We start from the raw sequence: 26,945 nt of genomic DNA on the forward strand, positions 1-26,945 counted from the left end.
CCCCACATCCCCCCCTCAACAGCCCCCACTGCCCCCCTCCGATCTCGAAACAATCGCCAGAGAAGCAGATCCGCAGAGAAAGGTTGCCCATCAGCCTTGCAGCAGGACCGCCATCACCAGCAGGGCCGCGATGGCCAGTATCGGCAGCTTCACCACCCGCAGCAGATAAAAACCGATGGCGGCCAGCGCCAGATCGGTCGGCGCCAGCACCGCGCTCTGCCACACCGGCTGATAGAGCGCGGCCAGCAAGAGTCCCACCACGGCGGCGTTGATGCCGGTGACGGCGCCCGCCAGACGGGGCCGGGCCAACCACTGTTGCCAGCAAGGGCCGACCGCCCAGAGCAGCAGAAAGCCGGGCGCAAAGAGCGCAAACGTCGCCGACAAGGCCCCGATCAGTGGCATCTCGGGCAGCAACTGAGCGCCAAGGTAGGTAGCGAGGGTAAACATGGGGCCCGGCACCAACTGGGCCAGACTGTAACCGGTCAGAAACTGCTGCTCGCTGAGGGTGTGGCCCACGCTCTCGGCCAGCAGCGGCAGCACCACATGACCGCCGCCAAATACCAGCGCTCCGGCGCGGTAAAAGTCGGCCACCAGCTGGCCAATCGGACTACCGAGCAGCGGCAGGCCGACAAAGAGGGCGGCAAAGAGCAGCAGAAGCAGCCAGTTTGGCTGGCTGGTGGTGGTTGAAGGCGACTCGGCGGTGGCTGGTACACTGCCTGCCCCGCGCTGGCTGCGGGCACAGATCAGCGCTGCCCCCGCCAGCATCAGCAGCTGGGTCAGCAGGCCGGGTTGCCACCAGAGCGCCGCAGCTGTCGCCACCATGATCCCCTGGGTCAGTAGCGTGGCGCAGAACTGGCGGCTCATGGTGAGCACCGCATCGGCCACCACAATGAGCGCCAGCAGCTTGAGGCCGTGCAGGGCCGCATCGAGCCACAGATTGCTGCCCAGCTGGCCGATGCCGATCGCGGCCGCCAGCAGCAGAAAAAATGAGGGAAGCGTGAAGCCGACAAAGGCGGCCAGCGCCCCGCCCAGACCGGCGCGATGGCGACCGATGGCAAAGCCGAGCTGGCTGGAGGCAGGCCCCGGCAGCAACTGGCAGAGCGCCAGCAAGCGGGCAAAGTCGGCCTGACTCAGCCAGCCGAGCCGCTGGACAAACGTGCGCTGGAAATACCCGATATGGGCGGCCGGGCCGCCAAAACTGACACAGCCCAGCCACAAAAACTGCAGAAATACCTGTCCCACTCCCTTCCCCCTCATCCCTCTCCCACCGATGGAGGGGGGATAATATGACAGCGCGATGATCGTTTTATGACAATCAGGCTGATCCGCCCGACACCACTGGCACATCACTCGGCAAGTAGCAGCGTCCCGCCAGCCAGCAGGCGATGGACTGGCGGCTGGCATCGAAGTGGGGCTCGGGCAGCGCGCGCGGATCGCACCAGACCCAGCCTTCGCACTTCTCCGGCTCCAGCAGTTGCGGCTCGCCATCGGTCTGCGCCAGCAGGGTGACCGAGATATAGTGCAGCCCGCTCTCGCGCCAGGTCTCCAGATTATTGGTCACCGCCACCACCTCGGGCGCGCTGATCGCCAGCCCGGTCTCTTCGGCCACCTCGCGGATCGCCGCCGACTCGAAGCTCTCCCCCAATTCAAGGTGACCGCCCGGAATGGACCAGTAGGGGGCGTGGCTCCCCTTGCGTTTGCCAAGCAGTACCTGGCCATGAACGTTGGTCAGAATGACGCCGACACCGACGCGGGGATAGAGGGTGGACATGGGAGGCTCCTTCAATGAGGCGATGAAAACGGCCTACCTTAGGCCCGATAACTGAGCATGACAAGCTGCCGTTGACTCGACTGCGACGCCTGCGCCTGACCTATCCGCACCAACCGCCGAGACAACGGCTGCGGATGTCAGTAAAAAAAGACCCGCCATGGGCGGGTCTGGGCAGGGTCCGGATCAGGCGCCTCACGCAGAGACAAGGAGCCTAATGCTGAGCCTCAGGGTTGCTCGTTGCTACCGCTCTGGATGGATGCGCGACGCCCGATGGCAGGCAGCATCCGGGTGACCAGATTGCTACGCTGACGCCAGGAGGTGAGCACGATGGCCAGCAGATGCAGGCCAATCAGCCCCTGCAACGCCACCACGCACCACTCATGCCACTCGTCAGCCCCCAGTTCAAAACCCATCTCGGTATTTTGAAACCAGCCGCTGCCCGCGGTGGCCAGTACGACCAGCCAGAACGCCCACACAGCCAGTTTGCCGCTGCCGTGATGGCCCGGCGCCGGGGGATGCCGCTCGCGCATATCCCGTACCTGCTGGCGAAAATCATCCCCATTGGGAATAAGGGCGCCCAGACGGGCATCCTCTTTGGCAAAGGTCAGGCCCCACAACAGCCGCAGGGTGATCAGGGCAATCGCGCTGTAACCCAGCCACTCATGCCACTCCTCCCCCGCTTCGTTAACCCAGAGATTGCTGATGCAAACAGCAGCAACCCCCCAGTGGGTCAGGCGAACCAGCGCGTCCCAGCGAAAAGGCTCACCCTTTCTGCTTGGCATATTTGTGGTACTCCTTCTTCAGGTCGGTGACCTTGGCCAGATGCTCGCGCGCCTTGGCTTCGTCACCGGCCTTGAGTGCCGCCAGACTGGCATCCAGCTCGGTCTGTACCTCGTTCATCCCTTCGAGGAACTTCTCTTTCTTGGCGGCAGGCATGTTCTTCTGCTTGGCCACATCCAGCTGGGCCTTCATCTCGTTGATGTACTTCTCCATGGTGGCCGCATCATCAGCCTTGACGGCCTGCTTGTAGTTGAAGCCAATCTTCTTCATCGGCTGCTCCAGATCTCCCGCCATGGCAGGCAGGGTCATCAGGCCAAACATCAGGGGCAGCAGCAGGGGGCGAACAGTTTTCAACATGGGATTTCCTTATATAACGACATGCTCGAATTGTGAGGGCTAATTATGAATCCACACAGGAGTTCATTCTCAGCATAATGCCATGACTCATAGTGAAACGTTTGTGAAAAATGCTGTTTTATGTGGCAAATAGTGACAGATATGCCGTGTTTGTTTGCACTTGGTAACTGATTGAACGCCAGCGGCACACGGCAAGATGATGAGTGATGCAGAGTAGACAAAAAACCCCGCCGTAGCGGGGTCTGAGTCAGGTGGCCAATGGCTTGCGCCAGTTACTCCTGTTCGCGAGCGATGGCGCGCCAGCCGATATCCTTGCGGTAGAAGACGCCATCCCACTTGATGCGGCCAGCAAGCTGATAGGCACGCAGCTGGGCTTCGGCAACAGTGTGACCAAGGGCGGTGGCACACAGCACACGGCCACCCTGGGTCAGGCTGGTATCGCCCTCCAGCCGGGTACCGGCATGGAACACCTTCTCGCCCGCCACCTCATCCACCGGCAGGCCGCTGATGGGGTGATTGCTGCTGTAATCGCCGGGATAGCCCCCTGCCGCCAGTACCACGCCGATGGCGGCACGGGGATCATAGATGGCCTCTTTCTGATCCAGCTTGCCCTCGCAAGCGGCCAGACAGAGCTCCACCAGATCGGACTGCATCCGCAGCATGATGGGCTGGGTCTCGGGATCGCCAAAGCGGCAGTTGAACTCGATCACCTTGGGATTGCCTGCGCCGTCGATCATCAGACCGGCGTAGAGGAAACCGGTGTAGACGTTGCCTTCGGCCGCCATACCGCGCACGGTCGGCATGATCACCTGCTCCATCACCTTCCGGTGCACCTCGGCGGTCACTACCGGTGCCGGGGAGTAAGCCCCCATACCGCCGGTGTTGAGGCCTGTATCACCATCGCCAACCCGCTTGTGATCCTGACTGGTGGCCATCGGCAGCACGTGCTCGCCATCAACCATGACGATGAAGCTCGCCTCTTCGCCATCCAGAAACTCCTCGATCACCACCCGGGAGCCCGCTTCGCCAAAGGCATTGCCGGAGAGCATGTCGCGCACCGCGTCTTCCGCTTCCTGCAAGGTCATGGCGACAATCACCCCCTTGCCCGCCGCCAGACCATCGGCCTTGATGACGATGGGGGCGCCCTTCTCGCGCAGGTAGGCGAGCGCAGGCTCCACCTCGGTGAAGTTCTGGTACTCGGCAGTCGGGATAGCGTGACGAGCTAGGAAATCCTTGGTGAAGGCCTTGGAGCCCTCCAGCTGGGCAGCGGCAGCGGTCGGACCGAAGATGGGCTGACCGGCAGCGCGGAAGGCATCCACCACCCCTTTCACCAGCGGTGCTTCCGGCCCGACGATGGTGAGGCCGACCCGCTTCTCTTTGGCAAAGGCCAGCAGCCCTTCGATATCGGTCGCCTCGATGGCAACGTTTTCGACACCTGGCTCAAGCTGGGTGCCCGCATTGCCCGGCGCCACGAAGACGTGACGTACCAGTGGAGAGTGTTTGGCCTTCCAGGCCAGGGCGTGTTCGCGGCCACCGTTGCCAATGATCAGTACTTTCATCGTATCGCTCGCTTCTATTTGGGGTCACTGGACGGCCACCCGGGCCGTCAGCCAGTGGAAATAGTCAGTTGAAAAGAGACAACAAAAGGGCCGCCATCGGCAGCCCCTGACCCATCAATGACGGAAATGGCGCATGTTGGTGAACACCATGCACATGCCGTGCTCGTCGGCGGCGTCGATCACCTCCTGATCGCGCATCGAGCCACCCGGCTGGATCACGCAGGAGATACCGGCCTGCGCGGCAGCATCGATACCGTCGCGGAACGGGAAGAAGGCATCGGACGCCATGACAGAGCCCGCCACGGTCAGCCCTTCATCCGCCGCCTTGATACCGGCGATTTTGGCGGAGTAGACGCGGCTCATCTGGCCCGCACCGACGCCGATGGTCTGACCATCTTTGGCGTAGACAATGGCATTGGATTTGACGAACTTGGCCACTTTCCAGCAGAACAGCAGATCTTGCAGCTCAGCCTCGGTCGGCTGGCGCTTGCTGACCACGGTCAGGTCACCCAGAGTCACCATGCCGAGATCCCGCTCCTGCACCAGCAGGCCGCTGTTGACGCGCTTGAGGTCAAACCCTTGCGCCGGTGCCGTCCACTGACCGCACTCCAGCAGGCGCACGTTCTGCTTGGCGGCGACCGCGTCGCGGGCCTCCTGGCTCACCGTCGGGGCGATGATCACTTCGACAAACTGGCGGGCCACGATGGCTGCCGCAGTGGCGCCATCCAACTCGCGGTTGAAGGCGATGATGCCGCCGAAGGCCGAGGTGGGGTCGGTCTGGTAGGCGCGATCGTAGGCACTCAGCAGGTCGTCACCGATGGCCACGCCGCAAGGGTTGGCATGCTTGACGATGACGCAGGCTGGCTCACTGAACTCCTTCACGCACTCCAGCGCCGCGTCGGTGTCGGCGATGTTGTTGTAGGAGAGCGCCTTGCCCTGCAGCTGGGTAGCGCTGGAGACGGAACCCGGCGCGGCATGCTCTTCGGCGTAGAAAGCGGCAGCCTGATGGCTGTTTTCGCCGTAGCGCATGTCCTGCTTCTTGATGAACTGGCTGTTGAAGGTGCGCGGGAAGCGGGACTCCTCGTCACCCTCCTTGTTGTCGCCATAAGAGGGCACCATGGTACCGAAGTAGTTGGCGATCATGCCGTCGTAGGCGGCGGTGTGCTCGAAGGCGGCGATGGCCAGATCGAAACGGGTCGCCAGTTTCAGGCTGTTGCCGTTGCCATCCATTTCGCGAATAACCCGATCGTAGTCGGCAGCGTTGACGACGATGGCAACATCTTTGTGGTTTTTAGCCGCAGAGCGAACCATGGTCGGGCCGCCGATGTCGATGTTCTCGACCGCATCGGCCAGGGTGCAACCCGCTTTGGCAACGGTAGCAGCAAAGGGGTAGAGGTTGACGACAACCATGTCGATGGGGGAGATAGCGTGCTGGGCCATGATGGCATCATCCTGATCCCGACGGCCGAGGATGCCGCCATGAACCTTGGGATGCAGGGTCTTGACCCGGCCATCCATCATTTCAGGGAAACCCGTGTAGTCGGAGACCTCGGTCACCGGCAGACCCGCCTCGCCAAGCAGCTTGGCGGTACCGCCCGTGGAGAGCAGGGCAACACCACGCTCGTTGAGTGCCTTGGCAAATTCCAGAATGCCAGTTTTGTCAGACACACTCAGCAGTGCACGGCGAATGGGTCGAGCTTGTTCCATCACACTATCGTCCTCAACATAACGGGGACCGTTCCATGGGAGGCGAGGCTCAACACAGAGAGTCCCCAAATAAATGGAAGTGGGGGATTTCGCAAACCACTCTCACCCGGATAGTCATCCAAAGGCAAACGTGTTTTAAGAAATGCCCGCTTGACGCAGCGCTCTGTTATGGGCGCGTATTCTACACAAAAAATGTGACCTGTGGTGGATTTTTTAAAACTGCAAAGCCTTATCTGGCGCGGCGTTAAACGTTTTCCACTTGATTTTTTCGAAACGTTTGCACTTTCAGTGTTTTATGGGAAAAAGGGCAGGAAGGTGACGTTTATCTGCCCCTTTTATGCCCTTGGCTGGCAATCGATTGGCAAAGGGGCGATAGTGGATTCCGGTTTTTGTTGCGGCATACATCCAAGGGGAGAGAGCATGTATCGGATCGGTGAACTGGCCAAGGCGTGCGGGGTCAAGGCAGATACTCTGCGTTTTTACGAGAAGAATGGGCTTATCTCACCGGGGATCCGCAACGAATCCGGCTACCGCCTCTACAGCGAACAGGACAAGCGGCGGCTGGAGTTCATCATTCGCGCCAAGTCGGTGGGATTCTCGCTGGCCGACATCGGCGAGCTGCTCGACCTCGATACCCACAAGGCCAAGGTGACCTGTCAGGAGGTGAAAGCGGTGGCCGACACCAAGCTGGCCCAGGTAGAGCAGAAGATCATCGAGCTGACCCGCTTTCGCGACAACCTGCGCGAGCTCTCCAATATCTGCTGCGGCGGCCCTCGCTCGGCGGAGCACTGCGCCATCCTCGAGACGCTGGAATCTGGCGCCCCGGCCCATCACGAGCATCACAGCCACGACGAGCATGACCACGTTCACGGCTGACACTATGTGCCTGACCAGCCTGACTCAGTGCGGCTGACTCGGCGCGCCCGACTCATTGCTCCGGCGGCGATTTGGTGACAAAATCGCCGCGTTTTTAACCGGTGCCAGTGCATCCGGTTGCCGGGCGTTCACCTGAACAGGCGCCCGCAGTGAAAACCGCCATCCTGAAACCAGAGTCAGTACACCAAGAGAAAAGAAGAGGAGCAATCATGGCCAAAACTCGGGTCGACCAACCCGCCCTCCCCCGTGAGGAGCATGCGCAAGGGGGCAACTATGCCCATCAGCGCGGCGAGATAAAGGATAACCATCTGCACGCCCTGCTCTGTGATCCGCTGTTTCGCAGCCGGGTCGAGCGCAACAAGAAGGGCAAGGGGAGTTACCAGCGCAAGGCCAAATTTGGCAAGCGGTGGGAGCCCGGCCAACAGCAGATGATCAGCGTCTGCTGCTGAGCGGGTTTCTACCGACCATCAACAATCAGGGCGCCAATGGCGCCCTGATTGTTATCTCGAAACACGGTTCGCCAAAACTGGTTCGCGACCTGTCGCGAGAAGCTGTCAGCAAGGTGAAGAGCAGCGCAGGAGCCTTGATCACGGCTTCGCAGCAAGATCGTGAACCCGTTTTCACTCATCCATAAAGAGTTCGAGCAACACATTGAGGTAGCGGTGGCCGAGGGAGGTAAGCTGCCAGCTCTCCCCCAAGTCCTCGATCAGCTCCTTGCTCTGGGCGATGGTGAGCACCGTCTCCACCCGCTCCAGCGGCAAGCCGGTATAGGCCTCGAACTCCGCCTTGGGGGCCGGTTCGAACAGCCGGAAGCGGTTCATAAAGTACTCGAGCGGCAGATCGTCTGCCGTCACCTGCCACTGCTCGTCCAGATAGGGGCGACTCTTGTCCAGATACCCTTTCGGATGCTTCACCTTGGCGGTGCGCAGGATCTGGCCAGAGGCGAGATCGGTCATCTTGCCGTGGGCGCCACAGCCAATCCCCAGATAGTCGCCGAAGCGCCAGTAGTTGAGGTTGTGATGGCACTGGTAACCCTCTTTGGCGTAAGCCGAGATCTCGTACTGGCGATAACCGCTGGCGGTGAGCATGGCGTGGCCCTGCTCGTAGATGTCCCACAGGGTGTCATCTTCCGGCAGTTTGGGCGGTTTGGAGGCAAACGCCGTGTTCGGCTCTATGGTGAGCTGATACCAGGAGAGGTGCGGCGGGGCGCAGTCGATGGCCTGCTGCAGATCATAAAGGGCATCATCCAGACTCTGATCCGGCAGACCGTGCATCAGATCCAGATTGAAGGTCGGCAGCGCAATGGCGTGGGCCAGTGCGGCCGCCTTGCGCGCCTCTTCCGGGCCGTGAATACGGCCGAGGCGGGTCAGCTTCTCCTGCTGGAAGCTCTGCACCCCGATGGAGATGCGGTTGATACCGGCCCGTTGGAAGCCGGCGAACTTGTCCGCCTCCACCGTGCCCGGGTTGGCCTCCATGGTGATCTCGCAATCTGCCGTGAGCGGAATACGGGCCCGCACCCCATCCAGCAAGGTTTGCATCGCCTCCACCGTCAACAGGCTGGGGGTGCCACCGCCGATAAAGATGGAGGAGAGCGGCCGCCCCTGCGCCCACTTCAGATCCTGATCCAGATCCTCCAGCAGGGCGGCGACATATTCGAGGTGAGGCAGATCCCCCTTCTGGGCATGGGAGTTGAAGTCACAGTAGGGGCACTTCTGGACGCACCAGGGCACATGAATATAGAGAGAGAGCGGCGGCAGTTGCAGCATGGGGCTTCCAATAAAACGGGGGCTCAAGGCCCCCATTGTAGATGACAATGCGTGATCGACGAGGTGGCGAAATGACTCAGTGCGCCGCGGCCAGCGCCGCTTTGAGCTTGGCCAGCGCCTGACCGCGATGGCTGAGCTGGTTCTTCAGCTCGCTTGGCATCTGGGCGGCAGTGCAGTCGTGATCCGGCACGAAGAAGACGGGGTCGTAGCCGAAACCGTGCTGACCGCGCGGCTCGTCGATAATCATCCCCTCCCAGCTGGCCTGACAGATGATGGGGGTGGGATCGTCGGCGTGGCGCATATAGACCAGCACGCACCAGAAACGGGCGCTCTTCAGGTACTCGGGGGCACCTTGCAACTCGCCGAGCAGCTTCTCGATGTTGGCCTTGTCACTGGCCCCCGCACCGGCAAAACGGGCGGAGTAGACGCCGGGGCGCCCTTGCAACAGGTCGACTTCCAGACCGGAGTCATCGGCAACGGCGGGCAGACCGGTAATACGAGCGGCGTGGCGAGCCTTGATGATGGCATTCTCGACGAAGGTGGTGCCGGTTTCGTCGGCATCGGAGACTGCAAACTCGCTCTGCGGAATCACCTGGATTTTCATCTCGGCGAGCATGGCGGCCAATTCCTTCACCTTTTTCTGGTTACCTGTTGCCAGGACAAGCTTGTTCATCGAGCACCTCCGCAAAAATAATCTGCGCATTCTATGCGGCACAAGCGTTTAGTAAAAGCGCCAATTACACCCGCTGTGATGGGGTTACGGGTGATTCGACGCCAGGGAATAATCCGCTTTTAATACACGTTTCCATAATGGAATAACCAAAGTGATTAAATACCATTTCTATTCATTACTGTGAGTCAGTAGACTCGCGCCCCAATTCATTAACCTGGCTGATGAAAGAGGTGACAGATGCCATTGATACTTTTACTCGTACTACTGGTGCTGTTCAGTCCGCTGGCGATCGACATCTACCTGCCCGCCATTCCGCAGATGGCCGAGCAGCTGGGTGCCGAAGTGACGCTGATGCAGGGCACCATCACCTGGTTCCTGTTCAGCATGGGGCTGGGGCAACTGCTGGTCGGGCCGCTGGCCGATCGCTACGGTCGCAAGCCCATCGCCCTGGGTGGTGTGCTGCTCTATGGTCTGAGCGCGCTGGGGGCCGGTTTTGCCGCCAGCCTCGGCGAGCTGATGCTGGCCCGGGTGTTACAGGGCTTCGGTGCCTGCGCCACCTCGGTGGCCGCCTTCTCGGTGGTGCGTGACAGCTACGGCCCGAAAAAGAGCGGCCAGATGATCTCCTATCTCAATGGCGCCATCTGCTTTATTCCGGCGCTGGCCCCCCTGCTCGGTGGCTGGCTCACCGCCCAGGCGGGCTGGTCTGCCAACTTCTGGTTTATGGCCGGTTATGCGGTCATCGTCGGCAGCTGGCTGCTGTGGCGGATGCCGGAGACCCGCCCGGAGGAGACCCGCAGCGAAGGGGCCCTCATCAGCTGGTCCCGCTACAGCCCGGTGCTGCGCTCCCCCAGCTTCCTGTTCAACGCGGCGCTGTGCATGCTGGCGATGGCGGTGATCCTCGCCTACGTCACCGCCGCACCGGTGCAACTGATGGTGAAGCTGGGGCTGGATATGAGCGGCTTTAGCTACTGGTTTACCGCCAACGCCGCGCTCAACATTCTGGCCTGCTTCATGGCGCCGCGCTTTATCGCCAAAGTGGGGCCAAGACGCACCCTGCGCATCGGCCTGCTGGTGTTGATGCTCTCGGCCATCGCCCTGACCCTGGCGATGCACATCGAACATCCGCTGGCGATGATGGGACCGGTATTCCTCTCCAGCATCGGCTTTGCCATGATTCTGGGCTCTGCCGCCGGGATGGCGCTGGCACCGTTCGGCCACTGCGCCGGTACCGCCGCCGCCTTGCTCGGCCTGTTCCAGATGAGTGGATCCGGCGCCTTGGTTGGCCTGACCGGCGCCCTGATGCACGACCCGCTCAGTCAGCTGGCGCTGCATATGTGGCTGCTGCTGCCACCCTTGGTGATGCTGATGACCCGCCGCGGCCGCAGCTTGTGTTTGCAATAAATCCTGTGCTCTGATGGGCACACTCAGGGGGCCATCGGCCCCCTTCTCGTTTGTATCACCTTTACAGCATATGGCCATCCGGCAGCTCACCTGCGATGGCAACCCCACTCACTCGATGTCAGCGGAGAACTCCCGATGAGCCACACTCTCAACGCAGCCCTGGTGGGCTATGGCTTTGCAGGCAAGACCTTCCACGCCCCCTTCCTCTCCACCACGCCGGGCTTGTCCCTCGGCTGGGTGGTGAGCCGCGATGCCGCCAAGGTGCAGGCCGACCTGCCCGGCTGCCGGGTCGGTTCACTGGAGGAGGTGCTGAGCGATGACAGCGTCGATCTGGTGGTGATCGCCACCCCCAACGATACCCACGCTCCGCTGGCCCGCCAGGCACTGCTGGCAGGCAAACATGTGGTGATCGACAAGCCCTTTGCACTGGATCTGGCCGAAGCGCAAGCGCTGGTCGAGCTGGCCGAAAAACAGCAGCGACTACTCAGCATCTTCCACAACCGCCGCTGGGACGGGGATTTTCTTACCGTGCGCCGTCTGCTGGCAGAAGGGGCGCTGGGGCAGATCGCCCAGTTCGAGTCGCACTTCGATCGCTATCGCCCCGAGGTGCGTCAACGCTGGCGCGAAGCGGGTGGCCCCGGTTCCGGCCTCTGGTTCGATCTCGGCCCTCACGTGCTGGATCAGGCGCTGCAGCTGTTCGGGCAGCCGGACTGGCTGCAGGCCGATCTCGCCGAGCAGCGCCCCGCCGCACTGGCGGACGACTACTTCCACGTGGTGCTGGGCTATGGTGAACAGCTGCGGGTCATTCTGCACGGCAGCTGTCTGGTCTCGGCCACCATGCCGCGCTTCGTTATCCACGGCAGCAGTGGTTCTTTCGTGAAATTCGGTATGGATGTGCAGGAAGATCAGCTCAAGCAGGGCAAGCGGCCACCGGCCGCGGATTGGGGCGTGGATAGTGAACCCGGTCAGCTCAGCCGCATTGCGGAGGGTCAGTTGCAGCAGCAGAGCGTGGTCGGCGAGGCGGGGGATTATGGCGCCTACTATCGCGGTATCTGTGCCGCCATCAAGGGAGAAGGGAGCAACCCGGTGCCAGCATGCGAAGCGCTGGCGGTGATGGCGCTGCTGGATCTGGCCCGTCAGAGCCACCTTGAGGGAAAACGGCTGCCCTGTCAGAAGCTGTCTGACTAAAGCCCTTACTCTCACCACTCCGCCGGGAGCAAAATTCAGTCAACGTGCTAACCGGAAGCCATAAAGTGGTGGTTTATTGTGCATTTTCGCCATCTTGACGGCATCTTGTATTGATATCAGTCGTTGCAGTGGTGCTTTTTATCTACGGCACGAAAAAATGTCATTGTGATATCCGTTTTCATCGGCAACTAATGGGGCTATATTTCGCGCGCTCTCTGCCTCCCGGCCTCTTGTTTCAATACCGGGCCACAGCGGGCGCTGTGATGGTTGCACAGACCATCTCTCCATCTTTTTTTGAGGGTATGCACATGAACAAAGTACTGGTAGCCGGTATCCTGGGTCTGATGTTGACCGCTTGCGGTCAGAAAGAAGAAAAAGCTGCCGCGCCTGCTGCTGCTCCGGCCGCCGAAGTTGCTGCAACTGTAGAAAAAGCCGCTTCCGAAGCGACTGCAACCGTAGAAAAAGCGGCTGACGAAGCTGCCACCAAGGTTGAAGCTGCAGTGAGCGATGCCAAGGCCAACTAAGCCTGCACCTCATTCGAAGACGGGTCCGAAGGCAACTTCGGGCCCGTTTTTTTATCTATCGCTCAGGGCGCCGGATTAATCAGCGAGGTGAGGATGTGATCCTCCCAACGGCCATTGATCATCAGATACGCCCGCGCGAACCCCTCCCGCTCGAAACCGAGCCGCTCCAGCAGGGCGCCACTGCGCTGGTTGGCAGGCATATAGCAGGCCATGATGCGATGCAGATCATGCTCCCGAAACAGGTAGTCGATGGCGGCTGACAGCACCTCTCCCATCACCCCCTGCCCCTGATGCTGCTGGTCGATGGCGTACCCGAGATGACACGCCTTGAAGATCCCCATCAGGATATTGCTGAAGTTGCAGGTGGCGATCACCCGCTCGCCAGCCGGATCGAGGGCCACCAGATTGACGCCGGTGCCATTGAAGAACTGGCTGTAACTGTCCTGCAGCCGGGCATGCCAGTAAGAGAGGGTGTAGAAGTGATCGTCCCGCAGCGGCTCCCAGGGGGCGAGATGGGCGCGGTTGCGCCGGTAGAAGTCGAGCATCATGGGGGCCTGATCCGGTGACAGTATGGTCAGGTGGGTACGGGCCGTCTTGATATGTGGCAGTGCCATCAGGCCTCCCTCTGTCTTAGCCACTCGTCACGCAGCAGGCTGTAGTGGGCATGGTCCACAATCCGGTTGCCCAGCCGCTCTGCCCGCCGGGTCACCCCCTCCAGCTGCATTCCGAGCCGTTCACAGACGGCTCTGCTGGGTTCATTGTCAGTCGCAGCACTGATCTCCACCTTCTCCATCCCCATCTCCTCGAAAGCGTGATGGATCAGGGCCTGGCAGGCCCGGGTGATGATGCCGTTGCCCTGCCAGCGCTCCGCCAGCCAGTAACCGATGACCACCTTGCCAAGATCTTGGTCGATGCGGTTGTAACTGATAACGCCCACCACCTCCCCCTGATACTCGATGGCGGTGGTGAGCCCCTCGCCGCGGGCGAACTTCTCGATGGCACTGCGAATGAACAGGGAGTAATCAGCAGGCCGCTGCATAAGAGGCGGCCAGGGCAGCCACTGGGAGAGGTACTCCCGGTTGTCATGGCAAAGGGCAAACAGTTCGCTCGCCATATCGGGCTGCAAGAAGAGCAGCGCAAGCTCATCGTCCAACTGCCATGAAAACATGGGATTCTCCTTTCAAATCAGTGAGCAAATAGCGAACCAGCCACCCAATGTAGCCAATCGCTACTGGTCGCGCCAACCCTTTTGCACACCACCAGCCACCTTCGGATTCACCCCTCGTGGCGCCAACGCTTTGCCAGCGTGCGGGCGGTGGCCAATACCGTTTCCCGGGCCGGATTGGGGCGCTTGCCCCCACGCCACGCCATCATCACATCCCAATGCTCCTGCGGCAGATTGCGCACATCGAGCCTGACCAGCCGCCCCACCTCCAGATCCCGCTTGATGGCCAGCTCAGGCATCAGGGTGATAAAACCGTGTTCCAGCGCCAGATCGCGAGCCGCACTGGCGGGCTGCACCGCATGCAGGGGGCTGGCCGCCCGCCGCAGCCGCCGCAACTGCTGGATAAAGGCGTCACAGCCCGGCCCCCACACCTGAGGCGCCAGCCGCTGGTCGGCAATATCCTCCAGAGTGAGGCCGTGACAACCGGCCAGCGGATGCAGCGGCGACGCAATGGCGATGATGGGGGAGCAGCAGAGCAGCTCCATCTGCAGGCCAGCGACGGGCGGGCGCTTGAGCACAAAGCCGATATCGGCCTCCCCGGTCAGCAGCGACTGCATGATCTCGCCGGAGTGATCCGTGGCGCAGCGGATCTCGAACGGCTCGTCCACCAGCTCCATCAGCAGTGAGCCAAACACCACCGAGGTGAGGGATGGCAGGCTGGAGAGACGGATGCAGGGCAGCGCCGGCGCCCCCTGCAAAGCCAGCCGCCCTTCGCTCAGGGTCGCCAGGGCCGAGCGGGCAGAGGGCAGAAACTGCTCGCAGGCGCGGGTCGGCGTCACCCCGCGCCGATGACGCTGAAACAGCGGTGCCCCGAGGCTCTCCTCCAGCTGGGCAATGCGCTGACTCACCAGCGGCTGTGACCAGCCACGGATGGCCGCCGCCTGACTGAAGCTGCCCAGCTCGGCGACATCCAGCAGCAATTGCAGATCATCCAGATCCATAGACATAAATAATCCTGATATGAAATATAGGTAGTCGTCGTCTACCACTATATCTAAACCCTCTCCAGAATGAAGGTATCTATGAATGAGAGGGCGTTATGGTCGATAGGGCGAGGTTTTGGGGACGCTGGTTTGTGGCGTTGGATACCACATTGGTGATCCTGGGTTTCTTTGTGGTGATGCCGATGATCAGCCTGCGCTTCGTCGATCAGCTAGGCTGGGCGGCGGGTCTGGTGGGGCTGGCCCTCGGTCTGCGCCAGCTGACCCAGCAGGGGTTGGGGGTCTTTGGTGGTTCGCTGGCCGACCGCTTCGGGGCCCGTCCGCTCATCGTCACCGGCATGCTGTTGCGGGCGTTGGGCTTCGCCACCCTGGCCTGGGCCGACAGCGGCGCCATGCTGATCTTCTCCTGCTTCTTGTCCGGTCTAGGTGGCTGCCTGTTTGACCCGCCACGGGCTGCGCTGGTGATCAAATTTACCCGCCCCCATGAGCGGGGCCGCTTCATCTCCCTGCTGATGATGCTGGAGAGCGCGGGGGCCGTGACCGGTGCCCTGCTCGGCAGCTGGCTGCTGCGCTTTGACTTCACCTATGTCTGCCTGCTGGGCGCGGGGCTCTTCATCCTGGCCGCCCTGTGCAACTGGATCCTGCTACCCGCCTACCGCATCTCGGTGAAACCGACTCCGATGCGGGAAGGGTTGGGGCAGGTGCTGGCGGATCGCGCCTTCTGTCGGCTGGTGCTGATCCTGAGCGGCTACTACATGCTGTGGGTACAGGTGATGCTGATCTTCCCGATCCTGGTCAAGCAACTGGCAGGCTCCACCACGGCGGTGGGCTGGATGTACAGCCTAGAAACGGCGCTATCGCTGGCGCTGCTCTACCCCATCGCCCGCTTCAGCGAGCGGCGCTACAAGCTGGAGAGCCGACTGATGGCGGGTATCCTGCTGATGACGGTGGGGATCGGACTGGTCGCCTTCGTCAGCACCCTCTCCGGTATCTTCGTGCTGCTGGCCTGCTTCTATCTGGGGATCATTATCTGTGAACCGGCCCGGGAGACCCTGATGACCCGGCTTGCCAATCCCACAGCCCGTGGCAGCTACATGGGCTTCAGCCGTCTCGGGCTGGCGCTGGGAGGCATGACCGGCTACGTGGGCGGTGGCTCCCTCTATGACTTCTCGCTGCAACAGGGACAACCGGCCCTCCCCTGGCTGGTGCTGGGCACCATAGGCGTTGCCACCATGCTGCTGCTCGCCCGCTGCTTCTCCCGCCGCCCTGAACTGGGGATCAGAGCCGCCGCCTGACGACCACCTTGCCTGCGGCAGCCCCGCCCACGGGGCTGCCGTTCGTCCTTTCCCGCCATAATCGCGGCCAGCACTGACAGATAGCCCCGCCTCACCATGGAATACTCGCCCCAACACGTTGCCAAGGGGAGAGCCCGCCATGTCACACCACAATATTTATCACTGGATAGCACGCCTCTCCGGCGCGCAGGACCATGCTGCTCCGGATGGGAAAAACCGGATGTTTCTCTTGCTGGATCAGCAGGATAGAGAGTGGTGGCTGGAGGTCGCTCCCGATGAGAGCGTGCTGCTCATCACCACCCCGATGACAGGCCCGCTGGATGCCAACAGCCTCACACCCGCCAACCTGCAGCACTGGCTGAGCCTCAATAGCGAGGTCAACCGGATGGGTGGTGCCTGGCTCGGGCTGGAGGGCGATGTGCCAACCCTCACCCTCTACGCCCAGATTTTGCTCGCCCACTGCGATGAACCCCTGCTCGACAACCTGATGGGCCAGCTTGCCGAACTGGCTCACGACCTCACACCCCGACTCTACGCAGCGCAGTAGTCAGCAAGGAGCTCACCATGAAAATCGAACAAGCCGCCCCACTCGCCACTATCGCAACACCCACTCGTCCCCAGGGCAGTCCCATCGGGCGCTTTGTGAGCCAGTTTCGCAACCTGACCGCTCCCGCCGCCGAACGGGCTGAACTGACACTGCCGACCCCGCCAGCCCTGACGCCAGATAGCCAGCAGTTGCTGAACCGCGAACTGCGCAAGGGGATCTCGAGCTATCTGGCACAGCATCCCGAACAGCAGAGCGCGCTGGATGAACTGCTGAGCGCCGGACAGATGCGCAATGAACTCGGCAAGCCGACGTTGGCGACCGCAGCCCCCCTGCCCTATCTGGTCACCCTGCTCAACCAGCTGAAAAAACTGCCGGATGGCAAGGCGCTCACCCACGCGCTGGTCAAGGATCCTGCCGGTGAAATCGGGCGCTATATCACCCTCAAGGGCACCTTTGGCAGCAAATCCTGTCAGCTACGCGGCCAGCCACTTCCGCCCAGATCCTTGAGCGAACCCGACCTGCTACAACTGGCGCTGGAGCTGAAACAGGTACTGCAGCACTATCTGGACGCCGACCCGGCCAAGAGTGAGCGCCACACCGCGTATCTGCGAGACTACCTGCAGCAACCCGAGATCGGCCGCTATCTTGGCTTGCTCGACACCCCCAACGGCGCACAGGTCAAGATCAACGCCCTGCCCTCCCGCAAGGAGGAGATTGCAAACTTGATGAACCGCCTGCTGGCCGGTCATGGCCGTGGCACGCTCTATCACGCCTTCGCCCAAGAGAGCGGGCGGGAAGGCATTCTGGGCCGTCACTTCAAACTCGAAGGCAGGCTGGAGTTCAGCTTCGCGGTGCGAGCCGAACCGCTGCCGCCAGCAGCCGTTGTCCCCCCCTCTCCGGCACCGAGCGATGATGTGCCAGATCCAACGCTCGAACTGCAGAAGGCGGCACAGCAACGACAGCAGGAGGCGCTGGAGCATCTCAAACTGGAGCAGGAGATCACCCGCCAGCTGGCCAACCGGCCGGTCTATCAGACACTGGCAAAACTGACCAGAGCGGCCGCCAACCTGCAAGTCGAGCTGGATGGGCAGCACCTGCCCCCTGCCGACCCGATCCCGGCAACCCGTATCGACCTGACGACCCTGGCACATCTCGCTCTACCGCAGGTTCGCGAGCTGTCGGCCCAGCTGAGAGAGGAGAACAACCGCTACCTGCAACAGGTCGAGGCTCATACCCGGCATCTGCCGACCAACGCCGATGCAGATCGGTTTTCCCCTCATACCCTCGACATGCTGGGCATCACGCTCACCCAGCCCTACGTCAAGGTGCTGGACGATGGCATTCAGGCTCTGCGGCAACCCGCACCCAGCCGCACGGCCCGCTTGCTGGGCTGGTTACTGCCCGCTCAGGCAAAGGCGCACCAGCTCAAGCAAGAGCAGAGTATCGGCAGATTGCACGAACTGCGTCAGGTCATATCCATGCTGCAGTTACAGGGTGGCAGCTGGCAGGGGGTCGACCAATCAGGCTGGGCCAAACAGCTGCTGGCCCGCACGCTGGGGCAGGCCATGCCAACGTCATGGCAGCTCGGTCCTTTTCGGATCAATGCAGGGCGCCAACAGTGGCAAGTCAGATTGAACGAATGGGGCATTCCGGCCGCCAAAGGTTGATCGCAGGTCATCACGGCAGCTAACCCTGTGCCATGACACAGGGTTAGCCTGACCCGCGCCCCCAGCCAAAGATGACAGATAAAAAGGTTGCGCATTACAACCTTTAAGCTATTTTAGTTGTAATGCACAACTAAAAAGGACGCTACAACATGGATCCCCGTCCCCTGCGCGCGCTATCGCGCGATCTGGTTCGCGAGCTCGGCATGCTCTCCCAACAGTGCGGCCAGCTGGCGCTCACCCCCATTGAAGCTCACCTGCTGATCGAGCTGGAAAACGGCCCGGCGACCAACCAGCAACTGGCGGAAAAACTGCACATCGACAAATCCAATGCCAGCCGCCCGCTGGCACGTCTCGCCGAGCGTGAGCTGATCAGCTGGCACCCCCATCCCTCCGACGGGCGCAGCAAGGAGGCCCGCCTCACCATCAGCGGTCAAGGGATGCTGCTGGAGTTGCACCGGGAGATGGACGCAGCGATGGAGGAGATGCTGGCGCAGTTGAGCCTGCCCGAGCGGGAGCAGCTGTGGCAAGGGTTGCGGCTCTATCGCGGCGCCCTCTCCCGCGCCCGCCGCCAGCAGGGTTACCAAATCCGCCCCATCACGGCGGCGGACAATCCCCAGATCGCCATGGTGATCCGCGCCGTATCGGCCGAGTATGGTCTCACTGCCGACAAGGGGTACGGGGTCTCCGATCCCAATCTCGACACCCTCTCCCAGAGCTATCAGGGGGAGAAGAGCCGCTACTGGGTTATCGAAGGGCCGGACGGTTCCATCCTCGGCGGAGGTGGTATCGCGCCATTGACTGGAGAAGAGGGGGTCTGCGAGCTGCAGAAGATGTACTTTATGCCCACCCTGCGCGGACTGGGCCTTGGCAAGCGGCTGGTGTTGCAGGCGCTGGATGCCGCTCGTGACCTGGGCTATCACCGCTGCTATCTGGAGACCACCGAAGTGCTGCGCGAAGCCACCAGCCTCTATGAATCACTGGGCTTTGCACATCTTCCCGGCCCACTCGGCTGTACCGGCCACGGGGATTGCGAAATTTGCATGGTGCTAGAGCTGGCGCCCTGAGGTGATGGGATGGCGGCAAACAGGAATATCCCCTGCTTGCCGCCTTGTTTACTGCGGCAGCGCCACCACCCGGAATCGCTCCAGCACCAGCGTGGCATGCTCATCAAATTCGCCCCCTTCCGCCTTCATCTCGCGTTCGAAGAATGCCCTGTGCACCTTGCGCCACCAGGCCAGAGAGCCATCACCCTCCCCCTCCTCGGCAGCAAACGCAGCATCAATCTCGTCGAATGGGCACAAGGTGACAGACACTATTTCAACCAGCGCCTTGGGCTGACCACTCCAGTCGGTTACCACCAGCAGGTCACCCTGTTCCGGCATCCTCTCGCCCTGCTCCAGATACCAGTAAGCAAGGCTACAGGTGGCTCGCTTGCGGCCTGCCACGACAAGCGCTGCACAGAGGTTGGCGTTGTGTTCATCAGCACAGAAGTAGTCCGCGCAAACATGGCGAGCCCGTGCTGCCACCGGCAGGGATAACAGATAACGCTCAACCAGAGCCGAGCAGGCAGGATTCATCGATTCAGCCATCACCTCTCCTTGATGCATAAAAAAATCCCGCCATCTGGCGGGATTCGGTAAGCAGTATCAATGCTCGCGAGTCTGGCGGAACTCCACGTCGGGGTGACGCTCCTGTGCCAGTCGCAGGTTGACCATGGTCGGCGCGATATAGGTGAGGTTGTCACCGCCATCAAGGGCCAGGTTGACCTCGTTCTTGCGCTTGAACTCTTCGAACTTCTTGACGTCGGTTCCTTCCACCCAGCGGGCGGTGGAGACGTTGACCGCCTCGTAGAGAGCCTCAACGTTGTACTCGCTCTTCAGACGAGACACCACCACGTCAAACTGCAGCACACCGACCGCACCGACGATGAGATCGTTGCTGATCAGCGGACGGAACACCTGCACGGCGCCCTCTTCGGAGAGCTGCACCAGCCCCTTGAGCAGCTGCTTCTGCTTGAGCGGATCGCGCAGGCGGATGCGGCGGAACAGCTCCGGGGCAAAGTTCGGGATGCCGGTGAACTTGAGATCTTCACCCTGGGTGAAGGTGTCACCGATCTGGATGGTACCGTGGTTGTGCAGACCGATAATGTCACCGGCGAAGGCGTCTTCCGCCTGCTCACGGTCACCGGCCATAAAGGTCACTGCGTCGGAGATGTTCACATCCTTGCCGATACGCACGTGGCGCATCTTCATGCCCTTGCTGTAAGTGCCTGACACGATACGCATAAAGGCGATACGGTCACGGTGTTTCGGATCCATGTTGGCCTGGATCTTGAACACGAAGCCGGAGAACTTCTCTTCGGTCGCTTCCACCTCGCGGCTCTCGGCCTTACGCGGCATGGGGGACGGTGCCCAGTCGGTCAGGCCATCCAGCATGTGATCAACACCGAAGTTGCCCAGTGCGGTACCGAAGAAGACCGGGGTCATCTCGCCAGCGATAAAGGCATCGTGATCGAACTCGGGCGAGGCGCCCTGCACCAGCTCCAGCTCACCGCGCAGCTGGGCGGCCAGATCTTCACCAATAGCGGCATCCAGATCCGGGTTGTTCAGCCCCTTGACCACCCGCTTTTCCTGGATGGTGTGGCCCTGACCAGTCTGATAGAGATAGGTCTCATCCTTGTAGAGGTGATAGACACCCTTGAAGGATTTGCCGCAACCGATAGGCCAGGTGATGGGGGCGCACATGATCTTCAGCTCGCGCTCAACCTCGTCCATCACTTCCATCGGATCGCGCACTTCGCGGTCCAGCTTGTTCATGAAGGTGAGGATGGGGGTATCGCGCAGACGGGTCACTTCCATCAGCTTGCGGGTCCGGTCTTCAACACCCTTGGCGGCATCGATGACCATCAGGCAGCAGTCGACCGCCGTCAGGGTACGGTAGGTATCTTCAGAGAAGTCCTCGTGACCCGGGGTGTCGAGCAGGTTGACCAGACAATCGGCATAGGGGAACTGCATCACCGAGGTAGTGATGGAGATACCACGCTGCTTCTCCATCTCCATCCAGTCAGATTTGGCGTGCTGGCCTGAGCCACGGCCCTTGACGGTACCGGCGCGCTGAATGGCCTGTCCGAACAGCAGGACTTTTTCGGTGATGGTGGTTTTACCCGCATCCGGGTGCGAAATGATCGCAAAAGTGCGTCTCTTGGAGACTTCACTCAGAAATTCAGCTGACATAATTCAACGTTCTTCTATTGAGCGGTGGCATCAGCCACCGTGGGAATAAATCCGGAATGCCGCTCACGGCACATGTATACGCAACGAAAGCCACGCCAGCTGGCGTTTTGCCAACCTGGTGGAGAGAGGGAGGAGGGTTGCGTTACATGGGTCTTCTCGCCTGAGTCAAAGCAAAATTGCGCGACATTATACCCGCGCGAGTGAAAAATACCCAGCCCGTCAGTCGTCTGTTTCCACCCGGTTGCGCCCAGCCCCCTTCGCACGGTACAGCGCACTGTCGGCGCGCTGGATCAGGGCCGCCAGATCCTGATCACCGGCCTGCATACAGGCGCATCCAATACTCATCGTTACCGGATAGGACATCCCGGGCAGCGCCCGGTTGGCAACCATGTTACGGATCCGCTCCGCCACCCGACACGCCTCTTCAAGGCGGGTATCCGGCAGCAGGATCAAAAACTCCTCCCCGCCGGTGCGCCCCAATACATCACGAGGCCGTAACTGGCTCGCTACAGCGTGCGAGAACCACTGCAGAACCCGGTCTCCCTGATGGTGGCCGAGCGTATCGTTGATCTGCTTGAAGTAATCGATGTCGAAGACCAGCAAGCTAAAGGGCGCACCTTGCCGACGAGCAAGCTCAAACAGTGTATTCCCACGCCACAATACCCGTCGCCGGTTGTTGAGACCGGTCAGTTCATCGCTAAAGGCCAACCGGCGCATGCGGCGATTGCGTTCCAGCAGCCACCCCGTCGTCAGCAAGGCCAACCCGCCACACAGCAGCAGTACTGCCAGCAACCAGAAACGACGCTCTTTGGCTAACGCCAACTCCTGCTGCTGCAACCGCTGCTCGACTCGCAGTCGCTTGTTTTCCCCCTCCTGACGGACCAGCTCAAACTCGCCACGCACCCAGGTCGTGCTTTGATCCTGCATTTCCTGTTCGAATACCCGCTTGAGGGCCACATAGCGATGCAACTCAGCCAGCGCCTCACCGGTTTTTCCGATCCCCTCGAACGCCTGACTGCGCAGCCATGTCACCTTGATCAAAAAACGCTGGTTATCCTCGCGCAAGAGGGTCGGCTCAGCCATCGCGAGATGCTGCAGGGCATTGGCATACTCTCCCGCCATGATCCCTGCCTGAGCCATCAGCAAGTGCCAATAACTATGAAACAGGGGGTCAAGGTCTGATTTAAACACGACACCGGCTTGCTCAAGCTGCACCATGGCCTCCTGGTATCTGGCTAGCCCCAACAATGCCTCGGCCCTGTCCAGCTGTAATAATCCTTTTTCGACAGGGGATAACACGTTGTGTTGCGCCGTCGCTTTATCCAACTCATCGATGGCTTTCTGGAACTGCTCCATGCCATTCGCCACCATCGCTTTCTGCCGATAAAGTTCGTAGAAAATATCGGGATCACTGTTTGGCTGTAACTGCATCGCCAGCTCATCGAGCAAGCGATTGGCAGGCCCCAGTAACCCCATACGACGGTAGGTCGCAGCAATTTCCAGCTGAATTTTTCCATACCAACTTGAAAGGGCAAGAGCATCGTAGATATGCAAAGACTGCATCAGGTCTCTGAGTCCCTTGGCAGGAAGACCCTGGAAGGAAAAGAGGGAACCTCTGTAGGACAAGGCAGTTGCCTGTTGTCTGAGAGAACCGGCATCACGAGCCAGTGTCAGTGCCAGATCATAATCCAGACGAGCCTTGTCGTTCTCTCCGAGCAGTTGATGAAACCAGCCACGGCAAAGGGCAAAATCGCTGCGGGCAAATTGATCACCTTGTGCGGTAGCACGCTGAAGGTGCTCATCGGCATAGCGCATCGCCTGACGATACTCCGCCGTCTCGTTTGCCGATTGAAGTCTGCAGGCCAAGCGAGCAATCCGCGTCTGTTGCGCCGGAGTGTAAGCGGACAAATCCTGCTTCAATCGCTGAACTCTCAAGCTCAATTCGCGATCAGAGAGGTAAGTCTGCTCCAGCGTATTGAGCTCACTCTCCAACTGAATGGGGGAAACCGGCTCGGCCATAGAGTTCAATGCCAACAGCAATACACAATACGGATAAAGCTTCACATTTCCCCTCCACCGACCTTTGGTCGCACCAGAATAAACCACTAAAACAGTTATCAAGCACCACCAATAACTCAATAGACAGTTAATTATGCTGAAAACGCCGCAACAACCGACCGCGCAGGCCACAATCGAGCAGCCAGCTGTTGTCAAACACCCGCAGCAGCGCCTGCTTGGCGTGGCGTGACATGGCAACGGCGTGAAAACGGGTCTGGCGCTGACGATAGCGGTTCATCTGATCGAGCAGGGGATGGGGCAAGCTCTGGGCGATAAAGTCGGAGATGACCAGCACATCCGCCTTGGCAAAGGCGGGATCATCGAGCTTGGCCAGCGCCTTCTCAAGGCAGGGCACCAGGTCGGTACCGCCGTGAAAACTCATGGAGAGGAAGCGTTCCGCCTTGTCCAGACCGGTATCGGCGGTGATCTCGAGGGTCGCCACCTCGGTGGAGAAGAGCATCAGGTAGCAACCGCGCTTCTCGTCCATCGCCACCTTGAGCAGGGCCAGAAACAGCGCCTTGGCACACTCCTCGGGATACCCCCCCATGGAGCCGGAGGTATCGACACAGACGATAAAGGGGCCCCGTTGCTGCAACTGCTGCCCCCCCTGCTCCGGGGTACGCAGCATGATGCGCTGGCGCGGCAACGTTCCGCGCGACTGGTAGCTGAGCAGACGCCGCTCCAGATAGCGGCGATAGAACTCCAGCTCCAGCTCGGGCAGCCCCAGCATCACCGCCTCGCTTGGCAGCAACCGCATCAGATCACTCGCCTGATGGATGCCCACCAGATCGTCCGGCACATCGTCGCTGGGGGCGGGCTCAAGCTCCAGCACCTCGACCGGCGGCACCGGTTGCTCCTGCGCCCGCCGATCCCGCTCGCTGCGGCCAAGCAGACCGGCAATCTCCGCCAGCAAGGGCTCGCGCTGCAACATGCGGGCGTACTGCTTGACCAGCACCAGACTGCGCTTGTGCCAGCTCCCCTGCGCCAGATCCCACAGGCCACCAGCCGAAATTTTGTTGGGATCGAGGGCATCGGCCAGAGTACGGCTCGCCAGCAGCTGATCTTCAATCTCCTGACGCTGCTTCTCCCGCTCCGCCTCGGCGATCTGCTGCTGCAACTGCAACAGGCTCCCCACCAGACTGGCGCGCCACTTGTCGATAAAGAGTTGACGCATGCTCTCGGTGGGATGAGCCATCAGCTGGCGCACCAAGGATCGGGCCTCACCGGCGAAGGGGCTGTACTGCTCCAGCGACTCCAGCAGGCTCGGCAGGCGACCAATCAGCTCGGTCATCGCCAGTTGCCGGTGCGCCTGATAGAGCAGGTACTCCTGCTCCAGCGCTACCGGCACCGGCTTGTGGCGGATCTCCTCGCCAAGCTGCTCGCCCCAGCTCTGCAGGCGCTTTTTCAGCAGCTTGCCCTGGAGCGGAGAACGCTTGATGAACTCGGAAATCTTGGGCGAGGCAGCCAGCAGCGCCACCACCTCTCCCGCCAGCTCCCCCTCCCCGATGAGAAGGCCCAGATCAAGCATGCCGATCTCAAGCATGAGCGCTCCTTACTCGTCCAGCCTTGGCAACCGCTCGCGCCACTGGGTCAGCTCGCTGCGCAGCAGTTCGAGATCCCGGTTCAACACGAAGAAGCTGTCTTCCACCTGCTGCAACCAACGCTGGGCGATAAAGAGGTGTTGCTGGTGACGCTCGAACAGGCTGCGCTGTTGCTTGAGCTCCTGCATCACCTTGCCGACCTGGACCAGCTGCTCGTCGAGTGACTGCAACCAGGGCTCCAGCACCACCTCGGGGATAGCGTTACGTTCCATCAATACCAGCGGGATCTGCTGGCGCTGGATATCGAGCACCTGAAGCCGCAGCTCATCATCCAGCACCAGCTCGTAGTGCCCCTCTTTCGGGTTGCCAAACTGATAGCCGACCAGCGCTTCGCCGGTGGGACGCCAGTGGGAGAGCAGGGTGCGATCAAACACCAGCGTACGGGTGAGTCGCTCGGGATCGCTGCCATCCAGCGGCGCCGGGGTGAGCAGGTGGAAGTGCACCTGTTTGCCAAAGGGTCTGGCATTGGCGAGCGGGATCTCGATGCCCCGGGCCCGGCGACCAAACCACTGCTTGCGTTGGCGGGCCTTTGTGCAGAGCCGTTGAGCCACGCTCTGTTTCAGCTGTTTGAACTGATCCCGCAGCGCCAGCAGTTGGCGGGTCAGTGCCAGTTGCTGATAACCATAGAGACGGGAGAACTCGGTCATCATCTCCAGCAGGGCGGTGCGGGACTCCTCGTCATGCCAGAGGCAATCCTTGAACAGCAGCAGGTCGAGGGGGGCCACCTCGTCGCGGCCATTGAAGAAGGCGCTCGCCTTGATGAGTCGTACCGCCTTCTTCCAGCGGCGATCCGACACATAGCAGCGGTGGGCCAGCTGGCTGTCGAGCTGCTGACGCAGCTGATAAATGAGCTCGAAACAGGCATCCGGCAGGCGCACCTGCTCAATCTGGCTCTGCCACTGCTCGTACTCATCCCCCCGGATCTGCAAGGATTCCGGCAGGTTCTGATGGGCATGCCCATCGCTGGCCAGCATGGATTGAAAGTTGGCTTTCTCCTGTACCCGATCCATCCAGATCCGCACCAGCATCCGGTCGTAGAGCGCTTCCAGCCCGCCATCCGGCGCTGGCAGCTCGTTGGAAGCAGTCACCAGCAAGCGCATCGGGATAGAGTGCTGGCTGTCACCGTTGCGGAACTGCCGCTCGTTGATGGCGGTGAGCAGGGTGTTGAGGATGGCGGGGCCCGCTTTCCAGATCTCGTCGAGAAAGACCACTTCGGCCTCCGGCAGATAACCGGCGGTGAGGCGCAGATATTTGCCATCCTCCTTCAGCGCCTGAATGGAGAGGGGGCCAAACACCTCCTCCGGCGTACTGAAACGGGTCATCAGGTACTCAAAATGGCGGGCATCGTGAAAGGCCAGCTTGAGGCGGCGGGCAATCAGACTCTTGGCAATACCGGGCGGCCCCAGCAGAAATACGCTCTCGCCGCTGAGGGCAGCCAGCAGACCGAGGCGCAGGGCATCCTGCCGTTCATAGAGTCCCTCACCAAGGGCGGCCAGCAGACGGGGCAGGCGCTCCTGGATAGGGATAAGACGCGCAGAGTTCTGGGCTTGAGCTAAAGACGACATAGAGACTGTTCCGAAGCTGGGGTGATGATGCCCCAAGGTGCGATATCCATCTGTTCGACCTTGGGTTTTGTCTTGTTATGATGTTTATTCTGGTATCTATTGCAGCAGAATACCCGACTCTGGCAGGAAAAAACGCAAGGGCGGTGCGATACCGTATCGAAAGCGTGCAGCACCCATACGTAGCCAGTGTCGTGATGAGCGCCATGCCCGC

Annotated in this window: 25 protein-coding genes; 9 read left to right on the forward strand and 16 right to left on the reverse strand. The window is 61.0% G+C overall.

Annotation, left to right across the window (positions count from 1 at the left end; translation table 11 throughout):
• Positions 1–90: 90 nt before the first annotated feature.
• From chrA to purH, 6 genes are all read right to left on the reverse strand, one after another.
• Complete coding sequence (chrA, locus tag LD28_RS0102425) at positions 91–1,242, reverse strand: chromate efflux transporter (protein WP_156120082.1); 1,152 nt, start codon at positions 1,240–1,242, stop codon at positions 91–93.
• Between the two features lie 73 nt (positions 1,243–1,315).
• Positions 1,316–1,771, reverse strand: coding sequence for a nucleotide triphosphate diphosphatase NUDT15 (locus LD28_RS0102430; RefSeq protein ID WP_033135438.1), 456 nt, complete (start codon positions 1,769–1,771; stop codon positions 1,316–1,318).
• 224 nt (positions 1,772–1,995) lie between these two features.
• The gene (locus tag LD28_RS0102435) at positions 1,996–2,553 is read right to left on the reverse strand and encodes a cytochrome b/b6 domain-containing protein (RefSeq protein WP_033135439.1); all 558 of its coding nucleotides are present in this window, start codon (positions 2,551–2,553) and stop codon (positions 1,996–1,998) included.
• Positions 2,534–2,908 carry a cytochrome b562 gene (locus LD28_RS0102440; protein WP_033135440.1) on the reverse strand — a complete coding sequence of 125 codons (375 nt, stop codon included), beginning with the start codon at positions 2,906–2,908 and terminating at the stop codon, positions 2,534–2,536. Before LD28_RS0102440 ends, LD28_RS0102435 begins: the two co-directional genes overlap by 20 nt.
• Positions 2,909–3,180: 272 nt before the next feature.
• A complete protein-coding gene (gene purD / locus LD28_RS0102445; RefSeq protein ID WP_033135441.1) occupies positions 3,181–4,467 on the reverse strand; it encodes a phosphoribosylamine--glycine ligase in 1,287 nt (428 codons plus the stop codon).
• 114 nt (positions 4,468–4,581) lie between these two features.
• Complete coding sequence (gene purH / locus LD28_RS0102450; protein ID WP_033135442.1) at positions 4,582–6,174, reverse strand: bifunctional phosphoribosylaminoimidazolecarboxamide formyltransferase/IMP cyclohydrolase; 1,593 nt, start codon at positions 6,172–6,174, stop codon at positions 4,582–4,584.
• A gap of 420 nt (positions 6,175–6,594) precedes the next feature.
• Between purH and zntR the strand changes: the two genes are divergently transcribed.
• On the forward strand, positions 6,595–7,050 hold the full coding sequence (gene zntR / locus LD28_RS0102455) for a Zn(2+)-responsive transcriptional regulator (protein ID WP_033135443.1): 456 nt from the start codon (positions 6,595–6,597) through the stop codon (positions 7,048–7,050).
• A 209-nt stretch (positions 7,051–7,259) separates the two neighbouring features.
• Positions 7,260–7,499 carry an alternative ribosome-rescue factor A gene (locus LD28_RS0102460; protein ID WP_033135444.1) on the forward strand — a complete coding sequence of 80 codons (240 nt, stop codon included), beginning with the start codon at positions 7,260–7,262 and terminating at the stop codon, positions 7,497–7,499.
• Between the two features lie 171 nt (positions 7,500–7,670).
• Here LD28_RS0102460 and hemW read toward each other — a convergent pair whose 3' ends face one another.
• Together hemW and rdgB are read right to left on the reverse strand one after the other, a co-directional pair.
• The gene (gene hemW, locus LD28_RS0102465) at positions 7,671–8,816 is read right to left on the reverse strand and encodes a radical SAM family heme chaperone HemW (RefSeq protein WP_033135445.1); all 1,146 of its coding nucleotides are present in this window, start codon (positions 8,814–8,816) and stop codon (positions 7,671–7,673) included.
• A gap of 76 nt (positions 8,817–8,892) precedes the next feature.
• Positions 8,893–9,489, reverse strand: a complete 597-nt coding sequence (gene rdgB / locus LD28_RS0102470) for an RdgB/HAM1 family non-canonical purine NTP pyrophosphatase (RefSeq protein WP_033135446.1) — start codon at positions 9,487–9,489, stop codon at positions 8,893–8,895.
• Between the two features lie 237 nt (positions 9,490–9,726).
• On the opposite strand from rdgB, the gene LD28_RS0102475 reads away from it, so the two are divergent.
• From LD28_RS0102475 to LD28_RS0102485, 3 genes are all read left to right on the forward strand, one after another.
• Positions 9,727–10,890, forward strand: coding sequence for a multidrug effflux MFS transporter (locus LD28_RS0102475; RefSeq protein ID WP_033135447.1), 1,164 nt, complete (start codon positions 9,727–9,729; stop codon positions 10,888–10,890).
• A 135-nt stretch (positions 10,891–11,025) separates the two neighbouring features.
• Complete coding sequence (locus LD28_RS0102480; RefSeq protein WP_033135448.1) at positions 11,026–12,078, forward strand: oxidoreductase; 1,053 nt, start codon at positions 11,026–11,028, stop codon at positions 12,076–12,078.
• Between the two features lie 308 nt (positions 12,079–12,386).
• Positions 12,387–12,602, forward strand: coding sequence for a hypothetical protein (locus LD28_RS0102485; RefSeq protein ID WP_033135449.1), 216 nt, complete (start codon positions 12,387–12,389; stop codon positions 12,600–12,602).
• A gap of 62 nt (positions 12,603–12,664) precedes the next feature.
• Here the strand turns inward: LD28_RS0102485 and rimJ are convergent, their stop codons facing one another.
• The 3 genes from rimJ to LD28_RS0102500 form a co-directional block, all read right to left on the reverse strand.
• Complete coding sequence (gene rimJ / locus LD28_RS0102490) at positions 12,665–13,216, reverse strand: ribosomal protein S5-alanine N-acetyltransferase (RefSeq protein ID WP_033135450.1); 552 nt, start codon at positions 13,214–13,216, stop codon at positions 12,665–12,667.
• Entirely contained in the window at positions 13,216–13,770 is a 555-nt protein-coding gene (locus tag LD28_RS0102495) for a GNAT family N-acetyltransferase (protein ID WP_033135451.1), read from the reverse strand. The genes rimJ and LD28_RS0102495 overlap by 1 nt, the downstream gene beginning before the upstream one ends.
• Before the next feature lie 107 nt (positions 13,771–13,877).
• Positions 13,878–14,774: a LysR family transcriptional regulator gene (locus LD28_RS0102500; RefSeq protein WP_033135452.1), complete on the reverse strand. Its 897-nt coding sequence runs from the start codon at positions 14,772–14,774 to the stop codon at positions 13,878–13,880.
• Between the two features lie 92 nt (positions 14,775–14,866).
• Between LD28_RS0102500 and mdtH the strand changes: the two genes are divergently transcribed.
• The 4 genes from mdtH (at position 14,867) to LD28_RS22070 (ending at position 19,341) form a co-directional block, all read left to right on the forward strand.
• Positions 14,867–16,063, forward strand: a complete 1,197-nt coding sequence (mdtH, locus tag LD28_RS0102505; RefSeq protein ID WP_033135453.1) for a multidrug efflux MFS transporter MdtH — start codon at positions 14,867–14,869, stop codon at positions 16,061–16,063.
• A 139-nt stretch (positions 16,064–16,202) separates the two neighbouring features.
• Positions 16,203–16,610: a type III secretion system chaperone gene (locus LD28_RS0102510; RefSeq protein WP_081959391.1), complete on the forward strand. Its 408-nt coding sequence runs from the start codon at positions 16,203–16,205 to the stop codon at positions 16,608–16,610.
• A gap of 17 nt (positions 16,611–16,627) precedes the next feature.
• Entirely contained in the window at positions 16,628–18,277 is a 1,650-nt protein-coding gene (locus LD28_RS0102515) for a hypothetical protein (protein WP_033135455.1), read from the forward strand.
• A gap of 149 nt (positions 18,278–18,426) precedes the next feature.
• Positions 18,427–19,341: a bifunctional helix-turn-helix transcriptional regulator/GNAT family N-acetyltransferase gene (locus LD28_RS22070; protein ID WP_033135456.1), complete on the forward strand. Its 915-nt coding sequence runs from the start codon at positions 18,427–18,429 to the stop codon at positions 19,339–19,341.
• Positions 19,342–19,389: 48 nt separating this feature from the next.
• Here LD28_RS22070 and LD28_RS0102525 read toward each other — a convergent pair whose 3' ends face one another.
• From LD28_RS0102525 to LD28_RS0102545, 5 genes are all read right to left on the reverse strand, one after another.
• Entirely contained in the window at positions 19,390–19,866 is a 477-nt protein-coding gene (locus tag LD28_RS0102525) for an ASCH domain-containing protein (protein WP_081959393.1), read from the reverse strand.
• Between the two features lie 57 nt (positions 19,867–19,923).
• On the reverse strand, positions 19,924–21,513 hold the full coding sequence (gene prfC / locus LD28_RS0102530; RefSeq protein ID WP_156120083.1) for a peptide chain release factor 3: 1,590 nt from the start codon (positions 21,511–21,513) through the stop codon (positions 19,924–19,926).
• A 216-nt stretch (positions 21,514–21,729) separates the two neighbouring features.
• Positions 21,730–23,574 (reverse strand): GGDEF domain-containing protein, encoded by a 1,845-nt coding sequence (locus LD28_RS0102535; RefSeq protein WP_033135458.1) that lies wholly within the window; start codon positions 23,572–23,574, stop codon positions 21,730–21,732.
• A gap of 82 nt (positions 23,575–23,656) precedes the next feature.
• Positions 23,657–25,111 (reverse strand): ATPase RavA stimulator ViaA, encoded by a 1,455-nt coding sequence (viaA, locus tag LD28_RS0102540; protein WP_033135459.1) that lies wholly within the window; start codon positions 25,109–25,111, stop codon positions 23,657–23,659.
• Between the two features lie 9 nt (positions 25,112–25,120).
• Positions 25,121–26,734 (reverse strand): ATPase RavA domain-containing protein, encoded by a 1,614-nt coding sequence (locus tag LD28_RS0102545; protein ID WP_033135460.1) that lies wholly within the window; start codon positions 26,732–26,734, stop codon positions 25,121–25,123.
• Positions 26,735–26,945 lie beyond the last annotated feature (211 nt).

Origin of the sequence: Aeromonas finlandensis (assembly GCF_000764645.1) — a bacterium.
Taxonomy (GTDB): domain Bacteria; phylum Pseudomonadota; class Gammaproteobacteria; order Enterobacterales; family Aeromonadaceae; genus Aeromonas; species Aeromonas finlandensis.

Bases quoted from the DNA above. Each gene is read 5' to 3' on its own strand.
- LD28_RS0102430 (WP_033135438.1), bottom strand. From the start codon at position 1,771: ATGTCCACCCTCTATCCCCGCGTCGGTGTCGGCGTCATTCTGACCAAC.
- LD28_RS0102435 (WP_033135439.1), bottom strand. From the start codon at position 2,553: ATGCCAAGCAGAAAGGGTGAGCCTTTTCGCTGGGACGCGCTGGTTCGC.
- LD28_RS0102440 (WP_033135440.1), bottom strand. From the start codon at position 2,908: ATGTTGAAAACTGTTCGCCCCCTGCTGCTGCCCCTGATGTTTGGCCTG.
- purD (WP_033135441.1), bottom strand. From the start codon at position 4,467: ATGAAAGTACTGATCATTGGCAACGGTGGCCGCGAACACGCCCTGGCC.
- purH (WP_033135442.1), bottom strand. From the start codon at position 6,174: ATGGAACAAGCTCGACCCATTCGCCGTGCACTGCTGAGTGTGTCTGAC.
- zntR (WP_033135443.1), top strand. From the start codon at position 6,595: ATGTATCGGATCGGTGAACTGGCCAAGGCGTGCGGGGTCAAGGCAGAT.
- LD28_RS0102460 (WP_033135444.1), top strand. From the start codon at position 7,260: ATGGCCAAAACTCGGGTCGACCAACCCGCCCTCCCCCGTGAGGAGCAT.
- hemW (WP_033135445.1), bottom strand. From the start codon at position 8,816: ATGCTGCAACTGCCGCCGCTCTCTCTCTATATTCATGTGCCCTGGTGC.
- rdgB (WP_033135446.1), bottom strand. From the start codon at position 9,489: ATGAACAAGCTTGTCCTGGCAACAGGTAACCAGAAAAAGGTGAAGGAA.
- LD28_RS0102475 (WP_033135447.1), top strand. From the start codon at position 9,727: ATGCCATTGATACTTTTACTCGTACTACTGGTGCTGTTCAGTCCGCTG.
- LD28_RS0102480 (WP_033135448.1), top strand. From the start codon at position 11,026: ATGAGCCACACTCTCAACGCAGCCCTGGTGGGCTATGGCTTTGCAGGC.
- LD28_RS0102485 (WP_033135449.1), top strand. From the start codon at position 12,387: ATGAACAAAGTACTGGTAGCCGGTATCCTGGGTCTGATGTTGACCGCT.
- rimJ (WP_033135450.1), bottom strand. From the start codon at position 13,216: ATGGCACTGCCACATATCAAGACGGCCCGTACCCACCTGACCATACTG.
- LD28_RS0102495 (WP_033135451.1), bottom strand. From the start codon at position 13,770: ATGTTTTCATGGCAGTTGGACGATGAGCTTGCGCTGCTCTTCTTGCAG.
- LD28_RS0102500 (WP_033135452.1), bottom strand. From the start codon at position 14,774: ATGTCTATGGATCTGGATGATCTGCAATTGCTGCTGGATGTCGCCGAG.
- mdtH (WP_033135453.1), top strand. From the start codon at position 14,867: ATGGTCGATAGGGCGAGGTTTTGGGGACGCTGGTTTGTGGCGTTGGAT.
- LD28_RS0102510 (WP_081959391.1), top strand. From the start codon at position 16,203: ATGTCACACCACAATATTTATCACTGGATAGCACGCCTCTCCGGCGCG.
- LD28_RS0102515 (WP_033135455.1), top strand. From the start codon at position 16,628: ATGAAAATCGAACAAGCCGCCCCACTCGCCACTATCGCAACACCCACT.
- LD28_RS22070 (WP_033135456.1), top strand. From the start codon at position 18,427: ATGGATCCCCGTCCCCTGCGCGCGCTATCGCGCGATCTGGTTCGCGAG.
- LD28_RS0102525 (WP_081959393.1), bottom strand. From the start codon at position 19,866: ATGGCTGAATCGATGAATCCTGCCTGCTCGGCTCTGGTTGAGCGTTAT.
- viaA (WP_033135459.1), bottom strand. From the start codon at position 25,111: ATGCTTGAGATCGGCATGCTTGATCTGGGCCTTCTCATCGGGGAGGGG.
- LD28_RS0102545 (WP_033135460.1), bottom strand. From the start codon at position 26,734: ATGTCGTCTTTAGCTCAAGCCCAGAACTCTGCGCGTCTTATCCCTATC.